We start from the raw sequence: 21,707 nt of genomic DNA, 5'->3' as shown, positions 1-21,707 counted from the left end.
TTACTGTAGGAGAGGTGAGAAGTTGAGGAATCAAATCGAATTTGAAGTGTTTGGATCGTATGCTTTGTTTACTGATCCTATTACCAAGATGGGGGGCGAGAAATTATCCTATCAAGTCCCCACATATCAAGCAATGAAAGGAATAGTTGAATCCATTTATTGGAAACCAACTATTCTATGGATTATTGATGAGGTACGAGTGATGAACCCGATCAAAATGGAGGCAAAAGGTATTCGTCCCATTGAATACGGCGGAGGCAATACGTTAGCTAATTACACTTATTTAAAAGACGTGAAATACCAGGTGCGGGCCCATTTTATATTTAATCCCCATCGCCCCGATTTAGCGTATGATCGCAATGAACATAAGCACCATAATATTGCCATGCGCAGTGTCAAGGTTGGTGGGAGGCGTGATATTTATTTAGGCACTCGGGAATGTCAGGGATATGTAGAATCCTGTGAGTTTGGTGAAGGAGAAGGGTTTTATGACAACTATGGTGGAGAAATCCATCTTGGAACAATGGTTCACGGTTTGAATTATCCAGATGAGATTGGAAAAGACATGATGGAAACGAGGCTATGGAATCCGGTTATGAAAGACGGTCACATTCGCTTTATAAAACCGGATGAATGCAAGATTGTCCGTCCAATTGCTGAAATGTCACCAAAACCCTTTTCTGAGGAGAATGTTCAATCTGTCGATGACTTGCATGACGAATTATTTAGAGAAAAGAGGGGTTAAATGGGGTGGCTATTCGATCTATATCAAACTTACGAAAATAATAAAGACAAAATAGGTAAGGTTGAAAAAAGGAGAAATGGTCAGGAATATACCCTGCTTCCGACCGCTCATACAACACAAAATGCTCAAGTTGAAGTCATTATCGACGAGCGAGGAGACTTTTATTCTGCTAAGGTGATAGACAAAAACGATGCTATAACAGTTATTCCATGTACGGAGAGCTCTTTTAGTAGGACTAGTAAACCTGTTCCTCATCCGTTACACGATAAACTTATGTATGTGGCTGGTGACTTCACAAAATTTGGTGGCAAGATAAAGGAGGGGAATACACCATATGAAGATTATCTTGCCCAGCTCCGGGAGTGGAGTGAGTCGTCATTTGCCAATGATAAAGTAAAAAAGATCTATCAATATGTAAAAAAAGGAACCTTAATTGAAGATTTAGTCGCTTCATCAAATCTATTCATTGATAAGCATCATCAATTAATACCTAAATGGTCGAAAAAGGTTGCCGAAGAATATGGGGAAAAGCCCGAGTTATTTAAAGTTATGAGTGATTCACAAGATAAAATCTTTATCCGGTTCGATACACATAAACGAGGAAGTCTAAATACAAAGGTATGGAAAGATGAGGATGTCTATCATTCATTTATCAGCTTTTACAAGGATAAATTACAAGCAGATGACATTTGTTATGTTACAGGGGAGAACAGACCTAAAACAGAGAGACACTCTAGTAACATTCGTCGCGGCGGTGATAATGCCAAACTGATTTCTGCTAATGATACAGCGGGATACACCTACCGTGGGCGTTTCGTTAAGGCTGGTGACGTTGCCAGTATTAGCTACGATGTCTCTCAAAAATCCCATAATGCTCTAAAGTGGCTCATTTCTAAACAGGGGAAATCGCTTGATGGCAAGGTTTTTCTTGTGTGGGGGAGTGATGAAGTTAGTGTACCTTCACCCCAAGATGATTTACTGTCTTTAATGGGTGAAGTAGAGAATAGGGAAAGTAGTGGAGGAGGGGCAGGAGACGATACTCACGAAGTTTTTGCGGAGGAATTTAACAGATCTCTTGCTGGTTATAAAAGTGACTTAGCCTATCATTCTAGTGTAAATATCCTAATACTAGATGCCGCCACTCCAGGACGACTATCAGTTATGTATTATCGAAATATTGATAAAGAAGAATACTTACAGAGAATTGAGCACTGGCACAAGACTTGTCAATGGTTACACCGATATAGAAAAGATGTCGATTTTCATGGGGCACCTGCAACGAAAGATATTGCAAAGGCTGCCTATGGACCGCGAGCCAGTGACAAGCTTGTCAAGGGAGTCATGGAAAGAATGTTACCTTGCATTGTAGAAGGTCAAAGAATTCCGCGGGATATTATCCGCAGTGCCTTTTATAGAGTTTCTAATCCAGTTTCTATGGAAAAATGGGAGTGGGAAAAGACGTTAAGTATTACCTGTGCTTTATTAAAAAAACATTACGAAAAGAAGGAGGACTATCACGTGTCATTAGATGTTACGAATACCAATAGAGACTATTTATTTGGACGGTTATTAGCGATAGCTGATGTCTTGGAAAGAAGAGCTTTGACAACGGATGACAATCGTGCCTCGAATGCCATTCGTTACATGAATGCCTTTGCAAAACACCCTACTCGAACATGGAGTATTATTCAGGCTAATTTACAACCTTATCAGGCTAAGTTGGGAAATAAAACGTTGTATTACAATCGCTTAATTGATGAAGTCGCTTCTCAAATAGAAATAGATGATTTTAATAATAAACCATTAAGTGGCGTCTATTTATTAGGATTTTACAGTCAAAGACATGAACTTTACAAGAATAAAAAGGAGAAGCAGAACGAAGCTGTCGAAATAAATGAATAGGAGTGAACAATTATGACAAGTTTAGATCACAAAATTGATTTTGCAGTCTTATTTTCTGTTAGAAATGCTAACCCAAATGGAGATCCTTTAAACGGGAATCGCCCTCGTCAGAACTATGAAGGATATGGAGAAGTGTCGGACGTGTGCTTAAAAAGAAAGATTAGGAATCGACTCCAAGATGCCGGGGAGTCCATTTTCGTTCAATCAGACGAAAGGAAAAATGATGAGTTTAAGAGTTTAAAAGAAAGAGCAGATGCTATACCCGAATTAAAAAAGGCCAATAAAGAAAAAAATAGTGAATTGTTTATGGATATCGCATGCAGCACTTGGATGGATGTAAAAAGTTTTGGACAAGTATTTGCCTTCAAAGGAGATGTACTATCTGTTGGTATAAGAGGTCCAGTGTCTATTCATCCGGCTGTCAGCCTGCACCCTGTTGATATCTCAAGTGTTCAAATCACAAAGAGTGTAAATTCCACTACTTCAGACAAAAAGGGATCCGATACGATGGGGATGAAGCATCGTGTGGATTTTGGAGTGTATGCATTTTACGGAAGTATTAATACCCAGTTAGCCGAGAAGACGGGTTTTTCAGCTGATGATGCCGAGAATATCAAACAATCACTTATAACGCTCTTTGAGAATGATTCATCATCTGCACGGCCAGACGGCAGTATGGAAGTACACAAAGTTTATTGGTGGGAGCATAACTCTAAGTTAGGCCAGTATTCTTCCGCAAAAGTACATCGCTCTTTGAAATTAAATGTAACAACTGATGAACCTCATTCATTTGAAGATATAGACATAAAAGTGGAAGAATTAGAAGGGCTTCCCGTTAAAGTTTACGATGGACAGTAATGAAGAAGCAGATTTGTTGCTTTCAGGTATCCAACACTTTCAATTTTGTAAACGACAGTGGGCCTTGATCCATGTTGAACAGCAATGGGAAGAAAACGTCAGAACAGTGGAAGGGCAACACATCCACAAGAAAGCGGACCAACCCTTTATAAAAGAAAAACGTAAAAATAAATTAATTGTGCGCGCCTTGCCAGTGCAATCTGATGAATTAGGTGCAACGGGAATCTGCGATGTTGTGGAGTTCATTGAGGATAAAGATGGTGTCCCTATTCAAAACTCAAAGGAAAGCTATGTTCCTGTGCCTGTAGAATATAAAAGGGGGAAACCTAAAAAAGATAACTCAGATATTCTACAACTGACAGCCCAAGCTATGTGTTTAGAAGAAATGCTACTGTGTGAGGTTTCAGTTGGATACATTTTCTATAATGAATTAAAACATCGTGTAGAAATTCCTATTACCCATTTAAATAAAGTGAAGGTCAGACAAATGTTTCGAGAAATGCATAGCTACTTTGATGACAGGCATACCCCCAAAGTTAAAACAGGACCTCACTGTAAAAGTTGTTCGTTACAAAATGTATGTTTACCTGAACTGATGAAAAAACAATCAGTCAGTAAATACATTGAAAGGAAAATCAATGAATGAAAAAATTACTAAATTCTCTGTTCGTAACTAGCCCTGACGTTTATCTGTCTTTGAATGGCGAAAATATAGTAGTGAAAAAAGAAAAAGAGCGCATCGGAAGAGTCCCACTCCATAACTTAGAAGCCGTATACACATTTGGCTATAGTGGTGCTAGTCCGTCATTAATGGGTGCTTGTGCAGAGAAAGACATATCCCTCGTATTTTTAACTAAAAACGGTCGGTTCTTAGCGAGAGTCATCGGTGAGAGCAAAGGGAATGTGGTTTTAAGAAAAACTCAATATCGAATATCTGATGATGAACAACTTAGCGCAACCATTGCCAGGAATTTTATTATTGGTAAAATTTATAATAACAAATGGATCTTGGAAAGGGCGACAAGGGATTATTCACTCAGAATTGATGTTTCGTTATTTAAGGAAACATCCAAACGCTTATCAGAAACTATTCAAGAGGTTGGAAGTGTACGTGACCTGGACCTGTTAAGAGGTTATGAGGGCCAGGCTGCTATTATGTACAACAAGGTATTTGATCAGATGATTTTGCAGCAAAAAGAAGATTTCTTTTTTAAAGGAAGAAATCGAAGACCACCTCTAGATAATGTAAATGCGATGTTATCTTTTGCCTATACACTTCTTGCTAACGATGTCGCAACAGCCCTAGAAGGAGTCGGTTTAGACGCTTACGTTGGGTTTCTACATAGGGACCGACCGGGACGCGCCTCTCTCGCCCTTGATGTAATGGAGGAATTAAGAGGAGTTTATGCGGATCGATTCGTCATTTCGTTAATCAACAAGAAAGTAGTAAACAATAATGATTTCGTAGCCAAGGAAAATGGAGCAGTCATTATGACGGACCAATCAAGAAAAAAGTTCCTTAAAGCTTGGCAGGATAAAAAACAAGAGAAAATCAAACATCCCTATCTAGGTGAAAAAATTTCATGGGGATTAGTCCCCCATGTTCAATCTATGTTGTTAGCAAGACATTTACGGGGAGATTTAGATGAATATCCACCATTTTTATGGAAGTAGGTGATTAGGATATTAGTTGTTATTACCTATGATGTAAGCACAATAGATGCTTCTGGAAGAAAGAGACTTAGAAAAGTCTCGAAATTATGTCAAGATTACGGTATTAGAGTACAAAACTCAGTGTTTGAATGCGTAGTTGACTCAACACAATTGAAACAATTAAAACTAAAGCTTCTCGAAACGATGAATAGTAATAAAGATAGCCTACGGGTGTATAGGTTAGGAGATAATTACAAATCTAAAGTCGAACATTTTGGAGTTAAAGAGTCAATTGACTTAGAAGGCCCACTTATTCTTTAGGTGCGGATATGAAGCTAACATAAATAACTAGGTTGTTTCGCACCGAATTATCCCATAATTTTTTACAGTTTTTATCTTATTCCTTAGGTTTGATAAAGGAAATGGTGAGTTTTGAAACGTATGTTCTCTTTTTAGGGTCCTTTATTTTAAAATTCGCCGTCGCACCCTACATGGGTGCGTGGATTGAAATATAATACTTGGTGCTATCACCTAGCTCATATAGGTCGCACCCTACATGGGTGCGTGGATTGAAATTATAATGGTCGAGCAGCTACAGAGCGTGGGAAGTGTCGCACCCTACATGGGTGCGTGGATTGAAATATTACGGACACGACATCCCAAGACGCACATACTACGTCGCACCCTACATGGGTGCGTGGATTGAAATATCAGAAGCAGGATTTAATTAAAGAACGCATCCGTCGCACCCTACATGGGTGCGTGGATTGAAATAGTTTGTTGCATTGGTAAATCTCTATTAAGTGTAGTCGCACCCTACATGGGTGCGTGGATTGAAATTGGAGAGACTTTATAGGTGACTTTGACAAGTTGCGTCGCACCCTACATGGGTGCGTGGATTGAAATCAGTATATCCACTTGACTCATTACCAATTGTATCCGTCGCACCCTACATGGGTGCGTGGATTGAAATTGTTGACATTTCCAGTGAAAAAATTATAGGTACATGTCGCACCCTACATGGGTGCGTGGATTGAAATATTTGAATGTGTTCCCCTTGAATCGGTGTGTGTGCGTCGCACCCTACATGGGTGCGTGGATTGAAATCTGACCATCCTGACTTTGCAACCGAATCGGTTCCGTCGCACCCTACATGGGTGCGTGGATTGAAATCCTGAACAGGGAGAACAAGGTCGTTTGGCCTTCACGTCGCACCCTACATGGGTGCGTGGATTGAAATTGAAGTGATGGGTATGGAAGAAATTGAATACATCCGTCGCACCCTACATGGGTGCGTGGATTGAAATTTAAATCGGATTGCCAAGGAAAAGCGTATGGTCGTCGCACCCTACATGGGTGCGTGGATTGAAATCATGAAAGAATTAATGGATATGACACGGATGATCAATCAAGTCGCACCCTACATGGGTGCGTGGATTGAAATCCCTCCTATTTGGCAAACGACAGATACTTACACGTCGCACCCTACATGGGTGCGTGGATTGAAATCTCCTGCAAGGCTCTTTGTGGCAACTTAATTAAGTCGCACCCTACATGGGTGCGTGGATTGAAATCTTACGGTAGCTGGTACAGCCATCCTGGTGTCTGCGTCGCACCCTACATGGGTGCGTGGATTGAAATTTTGCCGAATTGCTCTGCAGCACTTTTCTGCATGGTCGCACCCTACATGGGTGCGTGGATTGAAATTTCAAGCGCCCATCGGAAGAAAGATTTCAAGTGTCGTCGCACCCTACATGGGTGCGTGGATTGAAATAACTTCGCACGGCGCATAAGGAAATGAGAGAATCCGTCGCACCCTACATGGGTGCGTGGATTGAAATAAGAGTAAGCAGTCACACGAGACAGTTATCGAGGCGTCGCACCCTACATGGGTGCGTGGATTGAAATTAAAACTAAAATGGATCAAATGAAACCCATGCATGTGTCGCACCCTACATGGGTGCGTGGATTGAAATCCTTATGTTGAAGAAGCTTACGGGAAATCTTATGAGTCGCACCCTACATGGGTGCGTGGATTGAAATACATCAACACAGTGGAAAAAGCAATTACTATTATGTCGCACCCTACATGGGTGCGTGGATTGAAATGGATAATAATTACTTTTTTTCGGTTTATGTGGTATGTCGCACCCTACATGGGTGCGTGGATTGAAATTTCTCGTTCTTCCTGGTGACGATCAAACCAATTATCGTCGCACCCTACATGGGTGCGTGGATTGAAATCTGGTTATCAAAGGAGCGGGATTGTAACCTGACATGTCGCACCCTACATGGGTGCGTGGATTGAAATGTATCCTCTTTGATGTCATTTAAATCCTCTTTGGTCGCACCCTACATGGGTGCGTGGATTGAAATCTTGCCTCCAGAGCGTATTGAGCATAAGGACCAGCGTCGCACCCTACATGGGTGCGTGGATTGAAATAAACGGAAGATGGAGAGCAAGCATGGAGGTGGAAGCGTCGCACCCTACATGGGTGCGTGGATTGAAATATTTGAGGGCTCCTTTTTTTACTCCATTAAACTCGTCGCACCCTACATGGGTGCGTGGATTGAAATTAGTCGCACCCGGTGATGCGGATCACTCGCTAACAGTCGCACCCTACATGGGTGCGTGGATTGAAATTTAGGCGTGGGCACTAAAAAAACACCTAACGGGTAGGTCGCACCCTACATGGGTGCGTGGATTGAAATATAAACTTGGAATCACTCAATCCGTAGAAATGGATGTCGCACCCTACATGGGTGCGTGGATTGAAATCTGATGTAGGTGAAGCAAGCTACGATATAACGGACGTCGCACCCTACATGGGTGCGTGGATTGAAATCCTTAGAGGTGGGTGGTCAAATGGAACACTCGGTACGTCGCACCCTACATGGGTGCGTGGATTGAAATACGGCTGTGTGGTGTAAGCTGAATAGCTGCAGCAAGGTCGCACCCTACATGGGTGCGTGGATTGAAATTCGTATTATCGCTCGTGAAGGTTCCATAAAAAATCGTCGCACCCTACATGGGTGCGTGGATTGAAATTTGATGGGTGAGATACACTCAAATCCTCTCCCCTCGTCGCACCCTACATGGGTGCGTGGATTGAAATATTCATTGTGTCGGTTTGTGTGGTATCTGTATTGTCGCACCCTACATGGGTGCGTGGATTGAAATAGGTGTGATTAAGTATGTTAGAACCCCGTATTCTAGGTCGCACCCTACATGGGTGCGCGGATTGAAATATGTAGTGGTTTAAACGAAGGGGCTGATGGTGGTGTCGCACCCTCCATGGGTACGTGGGTTGAAATAACAGCATGATTAAGACGATTCCTGCTATGAGAGCGTCACACCCTACATGGGTGTGTGGATTGAAATTAGTAAGATAATATTTTCAAAATTTGAAAAAACATGAGAATATAGAGGAGGATTTAATTTTCTCAGAGGAGTGAATACTATGAAAAAGATAGACATTTCTGTTATCCCAGGCGATGGAATTGGAAAAGAAGTCATGCCAGAGGCCCTTAAAGTACTGGAAACCGTTGCCGAAGTTCACGGTGGGCTTTCCTTTTCCTTTAAACATTATCCATGGAGTTGTGACTATTACATAGAACATAACAAAATGATGCCAGAGGATGGATTGGATCAATTGAAGGAAAGTGACGCAGTGTTTTTAAGTGCTGTAGGCGATCCTAATCTGGTACCTGATCACATCTCCTTGTGGGGTCTGCTCGTTAAGATTAGACGAGAGTTTGAGCAAGTGATTAACATTCGGCCTGCTAAGCAAATGAAAGGGATACAGTCCCCGCTTGTGCATCCAAATGATTTTGATTTAATTGTGGTTCGTGAAAATAGTGAAGGGGAGTACAGTGAAGTTGGAGGGCGGATTCACCGTGGTGAAGATGAAGTGGCTATTCAAAATGCTGTTTTTACGAGAAAAGGAGTCGAGCGGGCTGTGGAGTACGGGTTCCAGCTTGCTCAAAATCGTAGAGGCCATGTGACGAGTGCTACAAAGTCAAACGGGATTGTTCATTCTATGCCATTCTGGGACAGTGTTTTCGAAAGTGTTGCAGAGAAGTATCCTGATGTGAAGACGGCTTCCAATCATATTGATGCCTTAGCGTCCTTTTTTGTCACGCGCCCACAGGAATTTGATGTGATTGTCGCGAGTAATTTGTTTGGAGACATTTTAACAGATGTGGGAGCGGCGATTATGGGGAGCATTGGGATTGCGCCAGCTGCAAACATTAACATTAACGGAAAATACCCATCAATGTTTGAACCCGTGCATGGGTCTGCTCCTGATATTTACGGCAAAGGAATTGCCAACCCAATCGGGCAAATTTGGACAGGGAAGATGATGTTGGATCATTTTGGTGAACATGAGTTAGGAAATACATTACTACAAGTGATTGAGGAAGTTTTACAGGATGGGATAAAAACTCCTGATATTGGCGGAACATCGAGTACAACGGAAGTTTCTGATGCGATCGTTACAAGACTAAAAACACTGAAGTAATAAAAAGGGATAAAGGATGATAAGGATGAATGAGATCCGTAACATTTATTGTGTTGGTCGAAACTATGTCGAACACGCTCATGAACTCAATAACCAAGTACCTACATCCCCTCTGCTTTTTTCAAAGCCTACTCATTCGCTTGTAAAGGCAAACGGAGAAGAGATTACTCTCCCAAGCGATCGGGGAGCTGTCCATTATGAAGCGGAGCTAGTGATTCGGATCGGACAGCCGTATAAAAAAGGGATGAAGGTCGATGAACTCGTTGATCGGATGGCACTTGGTATTGATTTTACCTTGCGCGAAGTTCAAAGTGAGCTGAAGAAAAAAGGTCACCCCTGGTTATTGGCAAAGGGTTTTCCAAACTCGGCCGTCTTAAGTGAATTTATTGATTTTCCCGGTGTGGAAGAGTGTAAAAAAAGTAATTTCAGTCTTATGTTAAATGGAGAACAGGTTCAGCTTGGTACGATCCAACATTTAATCTTTGATTTACAGACATTAATCGATTACACTGCGCTGCACTTAGGTCTTGGAGAGGGAGACGTGATCTTTACAGGCACTCCTCAAGGTGTGGGTAAGGTATCTGATGGTGATGAGCTGTCCTTGTTATGGGATGCAGGAAAGCTGGGAGACTGCACGATTAAACTTACTTAATTTCCGTATGGAAGAATCCCTAATTAAATGTGACAACAAAAACCTCAGCTTCTTATTAATTGACTCATTTATAATAGACCTTACAAGCTTCCCACTGCTAACATAGCGATGGGAAGCTTTCATGCTTTAGAATAAAGAGCTATCATCCTATTCTTTATCTACATGTCAGTATAAGATGTAGCTATTTACAGATTTATTTTATGAACCAAGAGTAAATAAGTTTATAGAACGAAAGGTAGGAGAACAAAAAATGAAAACAGAAAAAGAAAAGATGATAAACGGAGAACTTTATAATCCTAGTGACAAAGAATTGGCAGGAGAACGAGCAAGAGCAAGGTCACTAGTGCGTTCCTTTAATGAGACAAGTGAAGTCGAGGAAGAAAAGCGGCTGTCTTTATTAAAAAAGCTCTTTGGTTCAACTGGGGAACAGATATATGTAGAATCAACATTCCGCTGTGATTACGGATATAACATTCATGTTGGAGAGAATTTTTATGCTAACTTTGACTGTACGATTTTGGACGGAGGACGGGTAACTATTGGGGAAAACTGTATGATAGCTCCGGGTGTACATATTTATACGAACACTCACCCAGTAGGTGCAGAAGAAAGGGTAACAGAAATTGAATACACAAAATCAGTAACGATTGGTGATCATGTGTGGATTGGGGGAAGAGCTGTCATTAATCCAGGGGTAATAATTGGAAACAATGCCGTAATTGCATCTGGGGCTGTTGTAATAAAAGATGTTCCAGATAACGTGGTAGTCGGTGGAAATCCAGCAAGAATAGTAAGGAAACTTGATTAAATCATCACTTGTGAAAGATGACTTCAACATAATCGGAAGTGATTGAGCGTGACACGATTTACAAGCGACTTTGAAGGGTTTAAATAAGGTACAAAAGAAGCACTTCTTGAAACCTAGTTAAAAATACATGGTTTCAGAGGTGCTTCTTATATGGGAAAATATTAGGGAATCAGATGGGGATTTCTATGATGCGCAGTATTAAAGGAGTAATCCCTTAAGTGATTTCAAACTCTGTATGAAGGAGGAAGTGGAAAGTGAATAAGTATTATTACTACACTATTTTTTTAGTCTTAGTTTTGGTTATCTCAGCTTGTTCTTCCCAGACAAGGACAGATGAAGAAACGGAACCTGCTGAAACAGAAGAAAAAGCTCAAAGTGATCAGCAAACGGAACAAGCATCAGAACCTAAACCAGTCGATTGGGCATATGAAGGGGAGACTGGTCCCAAGCATTGGGGAGATCTATCAAATAATTTTGCTGCATGCGAAGAAGGTGATAAACAATCGCCGGTGAACATTAAATTCTCTGAGGTGGAGGGAGGTCAGAACTTACCAGAAGTCCAATTTCATTATGAGCAAACCACACCAAGTGTGATCAATAATGGCCACTCTATTCAATTCAATCTTCCTGCCGAAGAGAGTCATTTTATTACAATGGATGGGACAAAGTATGAGCTGAATCAATTTCATTTCCATACACCAAGTGAGCACCAGTTTAATGGTGAGAATTTGCCGATGGAAATGCATTTGGTTCATCAAAATGCTAATGATGAATTGGCTGTAATTACCCTCATGATCAAAGAAGGGACAGAGAACAAGGAGCTTTCTAGTATTTGGGGTGAACTTCCAACGAAAAAGATGGAGAAGGACATAAAGATGAAAGAATCTATTGAGTTAATGGAGCTTATACCGGAAAGTAGTTCAACATTCTATTATAGTGGGTCTTTAACAACACCACCATGTTCTGAGAGTGTTAAATGGATTGTCTTTGAAAAACCTATTGAAATGTCTGAAGAACAGATTGAAGAGTTCAAACAAATCTTTCCAAATAATAACCGTCCTATTCAGTCGCTAAATAAACGAGAGGTAATAAAAAATGAATAAATTTCTCTGTCATGAAATCTTCTCATTGCTTTTGTTAGCAATGAGAAGATTTTATGTTTAGGGAGGAAACTATTCATTCACTCACTGGACTTCCTCATTCGCCGAATAATGATGATCAATATCATCAATATGAATTAATACCTGATCCCTTCCATGATAAATATGTTCATGCATTGCCACGCGAGCGCGCTCTGTATCTTGCGCTTGTATGGCTTTAAGAATGGTTTTATGAACATCTAAGGAGTGTCTTAACTGGTATTCATCAAACCAATAGAAGGATCGAAAAATTAACGGTACGACGACAACTTTAGATATATGAGAATGAATATGCTGATTTTGCGAAGCTTTTATAATAGTGTCGTGGAATCTATGGTTGATTTCCAAAATATATTCAATGGTTGTCTCGCCAGATTCAAGATAGCTGTTGATGGCTTGCTCGTACATTTCATTGGCCGTTTTCATTTCCTCGATGTCTGAATTCGTGCGATGGATGGCGGCCTGGGCAGCTGCGTACCCCTCTAAAAGTGTCCTCAGATCGTAAATTTGTTGAATGTCTTTCTTCGTAAAATGACGGACACGAACGCCTCTTTTCATCGACACCGTAAGTCCTTCTGATTCCAACTGTTTAAGAGCCTCACGAATCGGTGTCCGGCTGATCTGTAATTTTTTGGCTAGAAATTCCTCGGTTAATCGCATTTGTGGTGGAAATTCACCATGTAAAATCGCTTGTTTTATATATTCATATGCATTCATTTTTAAAAACACCTCCACTCTATTGTATACAAATGGAATAAATGCTTCAACACTCAATAAAACACTGTATACAAAACTTGGTATTTATAGGGTTTATCGTCCCGGGATATCGCTATTTTAATAAGTGGGTTGATTTTCTGTATACAAACTGCTAGGATAAACACAAGATTCAGAAAGTTATGATCAATTAATGAAAAAGGTTTATGGAAGATTCATCTTTATAAAATGGTGAAAGGTGACCTATTTTTTAGACGCACAAAAGAAGGCGCTGTCAAATTGGATTTTGATTCATCCCGCAGATGATAGAATCGTTAATCCGTTTTAAAAAATACAACAAGAGGTGAGGTAACCATGGGTCAAAGCTTAGAAGGAGTTAAAGTTTTAGAATTAGGAAGTTTAATTGCTGGTCCGTTTGCCGGGAGATTGATGGCTGAATTCGGAGCAGATGTTATAAAAGTTGAGCCACCGAAGAAAGGAGATCCCCTGAGAGATTGGCGTCATATTTATGAGGGGACGTCGCTTTGGTGGCGGCTTCAATCAAGGAATAAAAAGTCCATCACCGTCGACTTGAAAAGTGAAGAGGGCCAGGACATTATTAAATCACTCATCAAGGAATGTGATATTCTCATTGAAAATTTCCGACCGGGCACATTGGAGAAATGGAACTTAGGCTATGAAGAACTATCTGCCGTTAATCCAGGTTTGATTATGGTTAGAGTCTCCGGCTACGGCCAAACAGGACCTTATCGGGACAAGGCTGGGTTTGGCAGTATCGGTGAATCCATGGGAGGACTTCGTCATATCACTGGTCATCCTGACAGCACACCATCAAGGGTAGGGGTCAGCCTTGGAGATTCCCTTGCAGCGATGTATTCCGTGATTGGTGCAATGATGGCGATCTATCATCGGGATGTAAAAGGTACCGGAAAAGGACAAGTCATTGACGTGGCCCTTTATGAGGCGGTGTTTAGTTTAATGGAAGGATCACTTCCTGAGTTTGACAAGCTCGGTGCCGTCCGCGAAAGAACAGGCTCTGCCTTGCCGGGGATCGCCCCTTCAAACACGTACCAATGCAATGATGGGAAATATATCGTTGTTGGCGGAAATGGGGATGCCATTTTCAAACGGTTAATGAACGCGATTGGACAGTCAGACTTGGCAGCGGATGAACGTTTTCAGAGTAATAGCGGGCGAGCTGCACACGCGGATTATCTCGATGAAGTGATTGAGGAGTGGACAACAACGGTTGATTTTGAAACCGCTTTAACAACACTTGATGAGGCGAGAGTTCCTGCTGGTCCGATTTACAGCATTGAGGATATTGTTAACGATCCGCATTATTTGAGCAGGGAAATGATCCAGAATTTCCAAATGAATGAGGAAGAGTCATTGAAAATCCCTGGAGTTGTTCCGAAAATGAGTGAAACACCAGGTGAAACCAAATGGCTTGGTCCGGAGCTTGGTCAGCATACCGATGAAGTGATGAGAAGCCTGTTGACCTATGATGATGAGAAAATACAACAGCTAAAAGATAAAGGGATCATATAACAGATTCATTAAGTGAGGGTGAGTAATTTTGCAAAGAATTTATATTCAAGAAGTGGTGACGAGAGATGGATTTCAAATTGAAGATCAGTTTGTGCCGACAGATCAGAAGATTGATTTGATTAATAGGATGAGCTCTTCAGGGCTCGACAAAATTGAAGTGACATCCTTTGTGTCTCCAAAGGCCGTTCCTAACTTAAAGGATGCCAAGGAAGTCATGGAAGGGATTGACCGCAAGCCTGACGTCACTTATACCACGTTAATTCCCAATGTGAAAGGGGCAGAACGAGCAGCAGAGTGTGAAGCAGACGAAGTCAATCTGGTCGCATCTGTCAGTGAAACACACAATATGAAAAATGTACGTCGGAAGGTCGATGAATCTTTTGCCGATTTCAAAAACATTGCCAGCTTTTTATCCGGAACAGGGATACAGATTAACGGTACACTCGCGACAACGTTTGGCTGCCCATTCGAAGGGAGCATCTCAGAAGATAAAGTGATGACCTTAATCAACGAGTACCTCGAAATTGGAGCTGGCGGGATTACACTCGCTGACACAACAGGGATGGCAACACCGAAGCAAGTCTATCAATTGTGTGAAAAGGTGTTGAACCGCTGGCCGAACTTGCCGATTACGCTGCATTTCCATAATACAAGAGGAATGGGACTTGCGAATGTCATCGAAGGGATTCGCGCGGGTGTAGTAAGATTTGATGCCTCCTTAGGCGGCTTAGGCGGCTGTCCATTTGCCCCAGGTGCAACCGGAAATATTTGCACGGAGGATCTCGTTCATATGCTTGCCTTTATGGACTATGAGATGAAAGTAGATCTTGATCAGTTAATTGATACGGCTAAGCACCTCGAAACGATCCTTCAACGCGAAGTGCCAGGTCAAATCATTAAAGCTGGCAAAATCACGGATCTGCATTCCGTATCTTATTTATAGAAGAGGATGTTCAAAAAGTCACCAAATGATAAACGGTGAATTTCTTCGTTGCTAGGTTTTTCCGGTTCTCACGTATGAAAGGCATACGGCTTGCGGTCCTCAAAACTTTCGCGCCTCGAACTTCTTGCGATGCACAGGACGTGCTAGTTTCGACTTTGTCACAGGACGTGGCGATTTTTGCCGACGTTTTCATTCGTCAACTTTTTGAACACACACTAGAAAGGAGACTCACCATTGGCTGCAAAAACACTTTTTGAAAAAGTATGGGACACCCATACGATTGATCCATCGCTAGACCAGCCGCTGCTTTTCATAGATTTGCATTTAGTCCATGAAGTCACGTCTCCGCAGGCTTTTTCACTGCTGCGGGAGCAGGGGCGTACCGTTCGCCGTCCTGATTTAACGTTTGCAACGACAGATCATAATGTGCCGACAACGGATCGAAATCAAGGGCTAAGTGATGTGTTGGCTAAAAAACAAGTGCAATTTTTAACGGAAAATTGTAAGGAGTTTGGGATCGATGTTTATGACCTCAATCACCCAGACAACGGCATTGTGCACATTATCGGACCTGAGCTTGGGCTGACCACTCCTGGTAAGACGATTGTTTGTGGGGACAGCCATACCTCGACACACGGCGCTTTCGGATCGCTTGCTTTTGGGATCGGTTCAAGTGAGATCACACACGTACTAGCGACACAAACACTGCCGCAGGATAAGCCGAAAACGATGAATGTCGAAATCGAAGGCGAGATGCCTCCTGGTGTCAGCAGTAAAGACATCATTTTGAAGATCATTGGAGAAATGGGTACGAATGGCGGCTCGGGGCATGTCATTGAATTTACAGGAAGTACGGTTAGAAACATGTCCATGGAAGAACGGATGACGATTTGCAATATGGCGATTGAAGCGGGGGCCCGCTCCGGAATGATCGCCCCGGATGAAAAGACATTTCAGTATTTAAAGGATCGTCATTTTGCGCCAAAGGGTCAGCAATGGGAAGATGCTGTAAAAGAATGGCGCAATCTATACACAGATTCAGGTGCCATTTACGACAGTACCGTCACGATTAACATCAATGACCTTGCCCCACAAGTCACATGGGGAACCAATCCAGGGCAGGTGACTTCCATTGATCAATCAGTTCCGGCACCAGAAGCATTTACAGGGGCATCTGATCAGACGGCATCTGAAGCGGCTTTACATTATATGGGCTTAGAACCGCATACAAAAATGGAAAAGATCAAATTGGATAGAGTGTTTATCGGTTCGTGCACGAATGCAAGAATAGAAGACTTGCGTTTGGCTGCAAAAGTTGTAAGCGGTCACAAAATTGCCGACAATATTACAGCTCTTGTCGTTCCTGGTTCGTACCATGTCAAAAGACGAGCAGAGAAAGAGGGATTGGATCAAATTTTTACTGAAGCCGGTTTTGAATGGAGAGAGCCCGGTTGCAGTATGTGCCTTGGGATGAATCCTGACTTTTTACAAGAAGGTGAACGATGCGCCTCAACGTCCAATCGTAATTTCGAAGGACGTCAAGGGAAAGGGGGCAGAACACATTTGGTGAGTCCGATGATGGCCGCTGCTGCAGCGATCACTGGTCGTCTAACAGATATTAGAGAATGGGATTTCCACAAGGGGGTGAAGGAGAATGAAACCGTTTCGTAAGCATAAGGGGTCTGTTGTGCCCTTGAACCGGACCAATATCGACACAGACATCATTATCCCAAAAGAATTTCTTAAAAGGATTGAGAGAACGGGTTTCGGCCAGTTCCTCATGCACGACTGGCGTTTTCAAGAAGATGGCGAGCCGCGGGAGGACTTTGTTTTAAATTTTAACAAATATCAAGAGGCCTCGATTTTGCTGACAGGAGAGAATTTCGGCTCCGGGTCTTCAAGGGAAAATGCGGTTTGGGCCCTTCAGGATTACGGATTCCAGGTGATCATTGCCCCGTCTTTTGCCGATATATTCCGAATCAACTGTTCTAAAAATGGTTTGTTGTTAATTGAACTTGAGCAATCTTTAATGAATGACTTATTTGAAAAAGAAGAATACATCGACGGTTATACCCTACAAGTCGATCTACAGGAAGGAATTATTAAGGATCAACAGGGCTGGTCGATTCCGTTTACGCTTGATTCGCACACTCGTCATAAATTCTTGAACGGTCTGGATGACATTGCCCTTACTTTGGAAGCGGAAGACAATATTAAAGAATTTGAGAAAAATCGGCCTTTTTATATGAATCCAACTACTATTTAAATCACTGGCGGAGACTTTTAGCCAAATAACAGCTTCTAGCACCTTTTTGTTTCTGAAAATTATGAAATCTGAGGAGGAATCAGGTATGAGCAAACCAAAGAAAGAACCGATCAAAAACGGCAAGTTATGGATTGTGTTTGGCATCCTTTTTGTCCTGATCAACCCGTGGTACTTCCCGACCGGTTCTTATCAACCATTGTTCTTGGGAATTCCCTATTGGGCATTAATTATCATCGGTGCATCAATGTTACTATCAGCCTTTTTAACCTATGTTTTAAAATATCAGTGGCATCTGGAAGAGGATGAGGAAGAGCAAGAAAAGAAGGAGGCGAAATAATCCATGGAATTAGCATTTGCAGGTTGGTCAGGAGTCTTAATCTTATTAATGTATGGTGCGATTATGCTTGGAGTAGGTATTGTCACTTATTTAAAAAACAGAAATGTTCATGAAAGCCTTGATGAGTATTACCTTGGTGGACGTGGGCTCGGTGTTATGGTATTGTTCTTTACTTTCTTTGCGACGCAGTATAGCGGAAATACAGTCGTTGGTTATCCACCGACAGCCTATCGGATGGGATATGAGTATCTCGTATCTGTTCCTTACTTTATCCTAATTATAATGGTGTACTTGATGTTTGCGCCAAGAATGTATCTGATGGGGAAAAAGTACAAACTCCTTACCCCAGTTGACTGGATTGAGAAGCGGTTCAGATCGAAACCTGTTTCCATTTTAGCTGCTTTTTTAATGCTTTATGCACTCGGTAACTATTTGTTGGAACAATTTGTTGCCATTGGTCAAGGTGTTTCCGGTTTAACAGGGGGACAATTCCTTATCAAGTAGGGGTTGTGTTCTTTATTACCATTATGCTTATTTACGGTTGGCTCGGCGGTATGCGTTCTGTCGCTTATACGGATACCATGCAGGGGATCGCGTTACTGTTCGGTGTGTTCATGCTGTTAATTGGTTCAATTATCTACTTTGGCGGGCTGCCAACAGCCGCGGACTATATGCAGGCCTATGCGCCTGAGAAATTAGGTGTTCCCGACGGGCCTGGTGTCGCCAACTGGTTTAGTTTACTACTGCTTGTAGGAATTGGCGCAGCCGTCTATCCTCATGCTGTCCAGAGGATTTTTTCTGCCAAAAGTGAAAAAACGTTAAAACGTTCTTTTACACAAATGGCTTGGATGCCTTTTCTAACAGCAGGGGTCGTATTTATCGTTGGAATTATCGGGATTGCCGCATTCCCTGGATTAGATACGGCAGAGTCTGAGCAATTGGTTGGGATGATGGCGAGTGCTGTGGCTAATCAGAACGCTCTCTTTTATTGGGCCATGGTTCTCTTATTTGGTGGTGTCATTGCTGCGATTGTGTCAACAGCCGATTCTGTCCTATTGACGTTCTCATCGATTGTTTCCAATGATTTGTATGGAAGGTATATCAACCCGACAGCATCACAGAATAAGAAAATTCTCGTCGGTAAACTTGTTGGTGTAGCGGCAGTTGTGCTCCTCGTTATTATTGCATGGTTCCCACCAGCCACACTTTATCAGATTTTTGTGTTAAAATTTGAACTATTAATTCAGGTAGCTCCGGCCTTAATCCTCGGATTGTATTGGAATCGCCTTCATCCGAAAGCCGTGTTCGCAGGTATGCTCACGGGTACGGTGTTCGCTTCGTATATGACGTTTGCCAACATCACACCTTTAGGGATATTCAGTGGCCTTTGGGGATTACTTATTAACCTCTTGATTTGTGTGATTGGCAGCCTATTTATGAGTGTCTCGGCTGCTGAAGAGGAAGAAGCAGATCAAGTGATTGGTATGTAAACGATGAGCTTCCTACCAAACCAGTCAATCGGTTGATTGACTGGTTTGTCTATGAATGGTGTGCAATCTAGCGCAGGCTGAGTAAAGTCGGAACATAGTCTACCATTTAGAAAAGAGATGTCTTGGAATGAGAACAGTTGCAATGAATACAACACCAACAAGTCTGGCCAATCCGTGGAAAATGTTACTATGGCTGCTGATGGCTCAAATTATGGTCGCCTTTATTGGACGGAGTCTTGGACCACTTGGGGTGTTAATAGAAGAAGATTTATCTCTGACAAAGGCACAAATAGGCTTGTTGCCATCGGCGCTGTTCCTCGGGCAGGCGATAGCGTCTATTCCTGCTGGCTTCATTACCGATAGAATCGGCTCAAGACCCTTATTATTAGTGTTATCCCTATGTCTTGGGACCAGCTTCTTATTTATGACGTTCCAATCCGCCTTTTGGCTTGTGCTTTTCTTAGTGATGATTGGCGGACTAGGGTATGGTGGGATGCATCCTACTACGAACAGAGGAATTATCTATTGGTTTTCGCAAAAGCAGCGAGGAACCGCAATGGGAATTAAACAGATGGGGATCACGTTTGGTTCAGCACTTTCGGCGATCTTATTATTGCCGCTAGCGGCTTCTTATGGCTGGAGACCTGTCGTGTTGATTGCCTGTCTAGGTTTAGTTGTTACCGGTTTGATTGCTTTTTTACTGTATCGCGATCCTCCTCAAGAAGCGGCCGTCAGTAACGAGAAGCCAACATTTCGATCGATTTATTCTTCGATTCTCAGCATGGTTAAAAATAAGGCATTGCTTCTCGTCAGTTTTAGTGCCATGGGAGTCAATGGATCACAGATGTGTTTAAATACGTATCTCGTTTTGTTCGCCTACGAACAGCTGGGCATCAATCTAGTATTAGCGGGTATGCTGCTCGTTACTTCAGAAGTCGGCGGTTCCCTTGGAAGAGTAGGGTGGGGAGTGATCAGTGATCGTTTGTTTGATGGCAAACGGCTGATCATTCTCGTTTTCATTGCTAGTATCACCTTAGTTGCAAGTGTCGTTGTCGCCTTTATCCCGGCTGGAACCCCTTTTTGGATGCTCGTGCCCATCTTTCTCGTATTTGGCTTCTCTGTTTCCGGGTTTAATGGCATTTGGATGAACTTAGCCTCAGAACTCGTTCCTAAGGAGCAAGCAGGATTATCAAGTGGATTCAGTATTACGCTTGGTTCCATCGGCGTGATCCTCATTCCGCCCCTATTCGGCTTGTTAGTTGACCAAAGTCAAAGCTACACATTTGGTTGGCTGTTAATTTCTGGAATCATGGTGGGAGTGCTTTTGATCCTAGCCAGCTTATATGTTGTAAAAAAAGAGAACGTTTCTTCCAATTAACATCGATACAAACTTGTAAAAAGGAGAAAGTGAGATGAGATTTGATCCTTCAAAACTAGAGACAAAAAACGTTTATAAATTGTTATCAGGGTCTGTTGTTCCACGGCCGATTGCCTGGGTTTCCACGACATCTGAAAATGGAATTCGCAACCTGGCCCCATTCAGCTTCTTTACGGTAGCATCAAGACAGCCGCCGATGCTCTGTATTTCGATTGGACCAGGGGTTGGGGCTAGAAAAGGAACAGTTAAAGACACACTGGAGAACATCCGTACAGGCAAAGAATTTGTCATTAACATCTCATCGACACCACTTGGCAATGAGGTGCAAAAAAGTTCAGAAAACCTTGCCAGTGAAGTTGACGAGTTCGAGGAAGCAGGCCTTACACCGATTCCAAGTGAAAAAGTAAAGCCGATGAGAATCAAGGAAGCACCGATTCAAATGGAATGTAAGCTGCATCAAATCGTTGAGCTTGGCAGCGACCATTTAATTATTGGAGAAATGGTACTCTACCATATTCAAGAAGACTACTATCTTGAAAATTATAAGGTTAATTTTGAGAAGTTGCGTCCTCTGGGAAGGTTAGCTGCGAGTTTTAGTGAGAGCAAGGACTTTTTCTCGTTGCCGAAACAAGATTTGAAGTGAGATGAATCATTGTTCAAACATCCGCTCTCAAGCTTTTGTAAAGCTTGACGCGGGTGTTTTTTATTGCAGTGAGAAAGATAATACCGAATAAAGGCGGGCATAAAG

The 21,707-nt window shown here is 42.2% G+C and carries 20 protein-coding genes and 1 CRISPR repeat array; of the genes, 19 read left to right on the top strand and 1 reads right to left on the bottom strand.

Features of this window, described 5'->3' with window-relative positions; all coding sequences use genetic code 11:
• The first annotated feature begins 22 nt into the window (after positions 1-22).
• The 10 genes from cas5c to MUO15_RS08970 all read left to right on the top strand — a co-directional run bounded on the left by cas5c (position 23) and on the right by MUO15_RS08970 (position 12,244).
• A complete protein-coding gene (gene cas5c / locus MUO15_RS09015) occupies positions 23-745 on the top strand; it encodes a type I-C CRISPR-associated protein Cas5c (RefSeq protein ID WP_245035212.1) in 723 nt (240 codons plus the stop codon).
• A complete protein-coding gene (cas8c, locus tag MUO15_RS09010; RefSeq protein WP_245035211.1) occupies positions 746-2,647 on the top strand; it encodes a type I-C CRISPR-associated protein Cas8c/Csd1 in 1,902 nt (633 codons plus the stop codon).
• Between the two features lie 12 nt (positions 2,648-2,659).
• A complete protein-coding gene (gene cas7c / locus MUO15_RS09005; protein ID WP_245035210.1) occupies positions 2,660-3,505 on the top strand; it encodes a type I-C CRISPR-associated protein Cas7/Csd2 in 846 nt (281 codons plus the stop codon).
• On the top strand, positions 3,495-4,151 hold the full coding sequence (gene cas4, locus MUO15_RS09000; protein ID WP_245035209.1) for a CRISPR-associated protein Cas4: 657 nt from the start codon (positions 3,495-3,497) through the stop codon (positions 4,149-4,151). Before cas7c ends, cas4 begins: the two co-directional genes overlap by 11 nt.
• Positions 4,148-5,179 carry a type I-C CRISPR-associated endonuclease Cas1c gene (gene cas1c, locus MUO15_RS08995; RefSeq protein ID WP_245035208.1) on the top strand — a complete coding sequence of 344 codons (1,032 nt, stop codon included), beginning with the start codon at positions 4,148-4,150 and terminating at the stop codon, positions 5,177-5,179. Before cas4 ends, cas1c begins: the two co-directional genes overlap by 4 nt.
• Before the next feature lie 9 nt (positions 5,180-5,188).
• Positions 5,189-5,479: a CRISPR-associated endonuclease Cas2 gene (gene cas2 / locus MUO15_RS08990; RefSeq protein WP_245035929.1), complete on the top strand. Its 291-nt coding sequence runs from the start codon at positions 5,189-5,191 to the stop codon at positions 5,477-5,479.
• A gap of 158 nt (positions 5,480-5,637) precedes the next feature.
• Positions 5,638-8,540: direct repeats of the CRISPR family, unit length 32 nt; unit sequence GTCGCACCCTACATGGGTGCGTGGATTGAAAT.
• A gap of 79 nt (positions 8,541-8,619) precedes the next feature.
• The gene (locus MUO15_RS08985; RefSeq protein WP_245035207.1) at positions 8,620-9,681 is read left to right on the top strand and encodes a tartrate dehydrogenase; all 1,062 of its coding nucleotides are present in this window, start codon (positions 8,620-8,622) and stop codon (positions 9,679-9,681) included.
• 25 nt (positions 9,682-9,706) lie between these two features.
• Positions 9,707-10,333, top strand: a complete 627-nt coding sequence (locus MUO15_RS08980) for a fumarylacetoacetate hydrolase family protein (RefSeq protein WP_245035206.1) — start codon at positions 9,707-9,709, stop codon at positions 10,331-10,333.
• A 250-nt stretch (positions 10,334-10,583) separates the two neighbouring features.
• Complete coding sequence (locus MUO15_RS08975; protein ID WP_245035205.1) at positions 10,584-11,141, top strand: sugar O-acetyltransferase; 558 nt, start codon at positions 10,584-10,586, stop codon at positions 11,139-11,141.
• A gap of 254 nt (positions 11,142-11,395) precedes the next feature.
• The gene (locus MUO15_RS08970) at positions 11,396-12,244 is read left to right on the top strand and encodes a carbonic anhydrase (protein ID WP_245035204.1); all 849 of its coding nucleotides are present in this window, start codon (positions 11,396-11,398) and stop codon (positions 12,242-12,244) included.
• Positions 12,245-12,325: 81 nt separating this feature from the next.
• Here the strand turns inward: MUO15_RS08970 and MUO15_RS08965 are convergent, their stop codons facing one another.
• Positions 12,326-12,997 (bottom strand): GntR family transcriptional regulator, encoded by a 672-nt coding sequence (locus tag MUO15_RS08965; RefSeq protein WP_245035203.1) that lies wholly within the window; start codon positions 12,995-12,997, stop codon positions 12,326-12,328.
• Positions 12,998-13,348: 351 nt separating this feature from the next.
• Here MUO15_RS08965 and MUO15_RS08960 point away from each other — a divergent pair, with 351 nt between their 5' ends.
• The 9 genes from MUO15_RS08960 (at position 13,349) to MUO15_RS08925 (ending at position 21,602) form a co-directional block, all read left to right on the top strand.
• The gene (locus MUO15_RS08960) at positions 13,349-14,545 is read left to right on the top strand and encodes a CaiB/BaiF CoA transferase family protein (RefSeq protein WP_245035202.1); all 1,197 of its coding nucleotides are present in this window, start codon (positions 13,349-13,351) and stop codon (positions 14,543-14,545) included.
• A 28-nt stretch (positions 14,546-14,573) separates the two neighbouring features.
• On the top strand, positions 14,574-15,488 hold the full coding sequence (locus MUO15_RS08955; RefSeq protein WP_245035201.1) for a hydroxymethylglutaryl-CoA lyase: 915 nt from the start codon (positions 14,574-14,576) through the stop codon (positions 15,486-15,488).
• Between the two features lie 234 nt (positions 15,489-15,722).
• The gene (gene leuC / locus MUO15_RS08950) at positions 15,723-17,159 is read left to right on the top strand and encodes a 3-isopropylmalate dehydratase large subunit (RefSeq protein WP_245035200.1); all 1,437 of its coding nucleotides are present in this window, start codon (positions 15,723-15,725) and stop codon (positions 17,157-17,159) included.
• Entirely contained in the window at positions 17,143-17,754 is a 612-nt protein-coding gene (gene leuD, locus MUO15_RS08945) for a 3-isopropylmalate dehydratase small subunit (protein WP_245035199.1), read from the top strand. Before leuC ends, leuD begins: the two co-directional genes overlap by 17 nt.
• Before the next feature lie 85 nt (positions 17,755-17,839).
• On the top strand, positions 17,840-18,091 hold the full coding sequence (locus MUO15_RS08940) for a hypothetical protein (RefSeq protein ID WP_245035198.1): 252 nt from the start codon (positions 17,840-17,842) through the stop codon (positions 18,089-18,091).
• A 3-nt stretch (positions 18,092-18,094) separates the two neighbouring features.
• Positions 18,095-18,595: a sodium:solute symporter family transporter gene (locus MUO15_RS21615; protein ID WP_256464172.1), complete on the top strand. Its 501-nt coding sequence runs from the start codon at positions 18,095-18,097 to the stop codon at positions 18,593-18,595.
• Positions 18,596-18,600: 5 nt separating this feature from the next.
• Positions 18,601-19,581 carry a sodium:solute symporter family protein gene (locus MUO15_RS08935; RefSeq protein ID WP_256464171.1) on the top strand — a complete coding sequence of 327 codons (981 nt, stop codon included), beginning with the start codon at positions 18,601-18,603 and terminating at the stop codon, positions 19,579-19,581.
• A 127-nt stretch (positions 19,582-19,708) separates the two neighbouring features.
• Positions 19,709-20,959: an MFS transporter gene (locus tag MUO15_RS08930; protein ID WP_245035197.1), complete on the top strand. Its 1,251-nt coding sequence runs from the start codon at positions 19,709-19,711 to the stop codon at positions 20,957-20,959.
• A 34-nt stretch (positions 20,960-20,993) separates the two neighbouring features.
• On the top strand, positions 20,994-21,602 hold the full coding sequence (locus tag MUO15_RS08925; protein ID WP_245035196.1) for a flavin reductase family protein: 609 nt from the start codon (positions 20,994-20,996) through the stop codon (positions 21,600-21,602).
• The last annotated feature ends 105 nt before the right edge of the window (positions 21,603-21,707 follow it).

Origin of the sequence: Halobacillus amylolyticus (assembly GCF_022921115.1) — a bacterium.
GTDB lineage: Bacteria > Bacillota > Bacilli > Bacillales > Halobacillaceae > Halobacillus_A > Halobacillus_A amylolyticus.
This window is presented reverse-complemented; position numbering and strand designations above follow the sequence as displayed.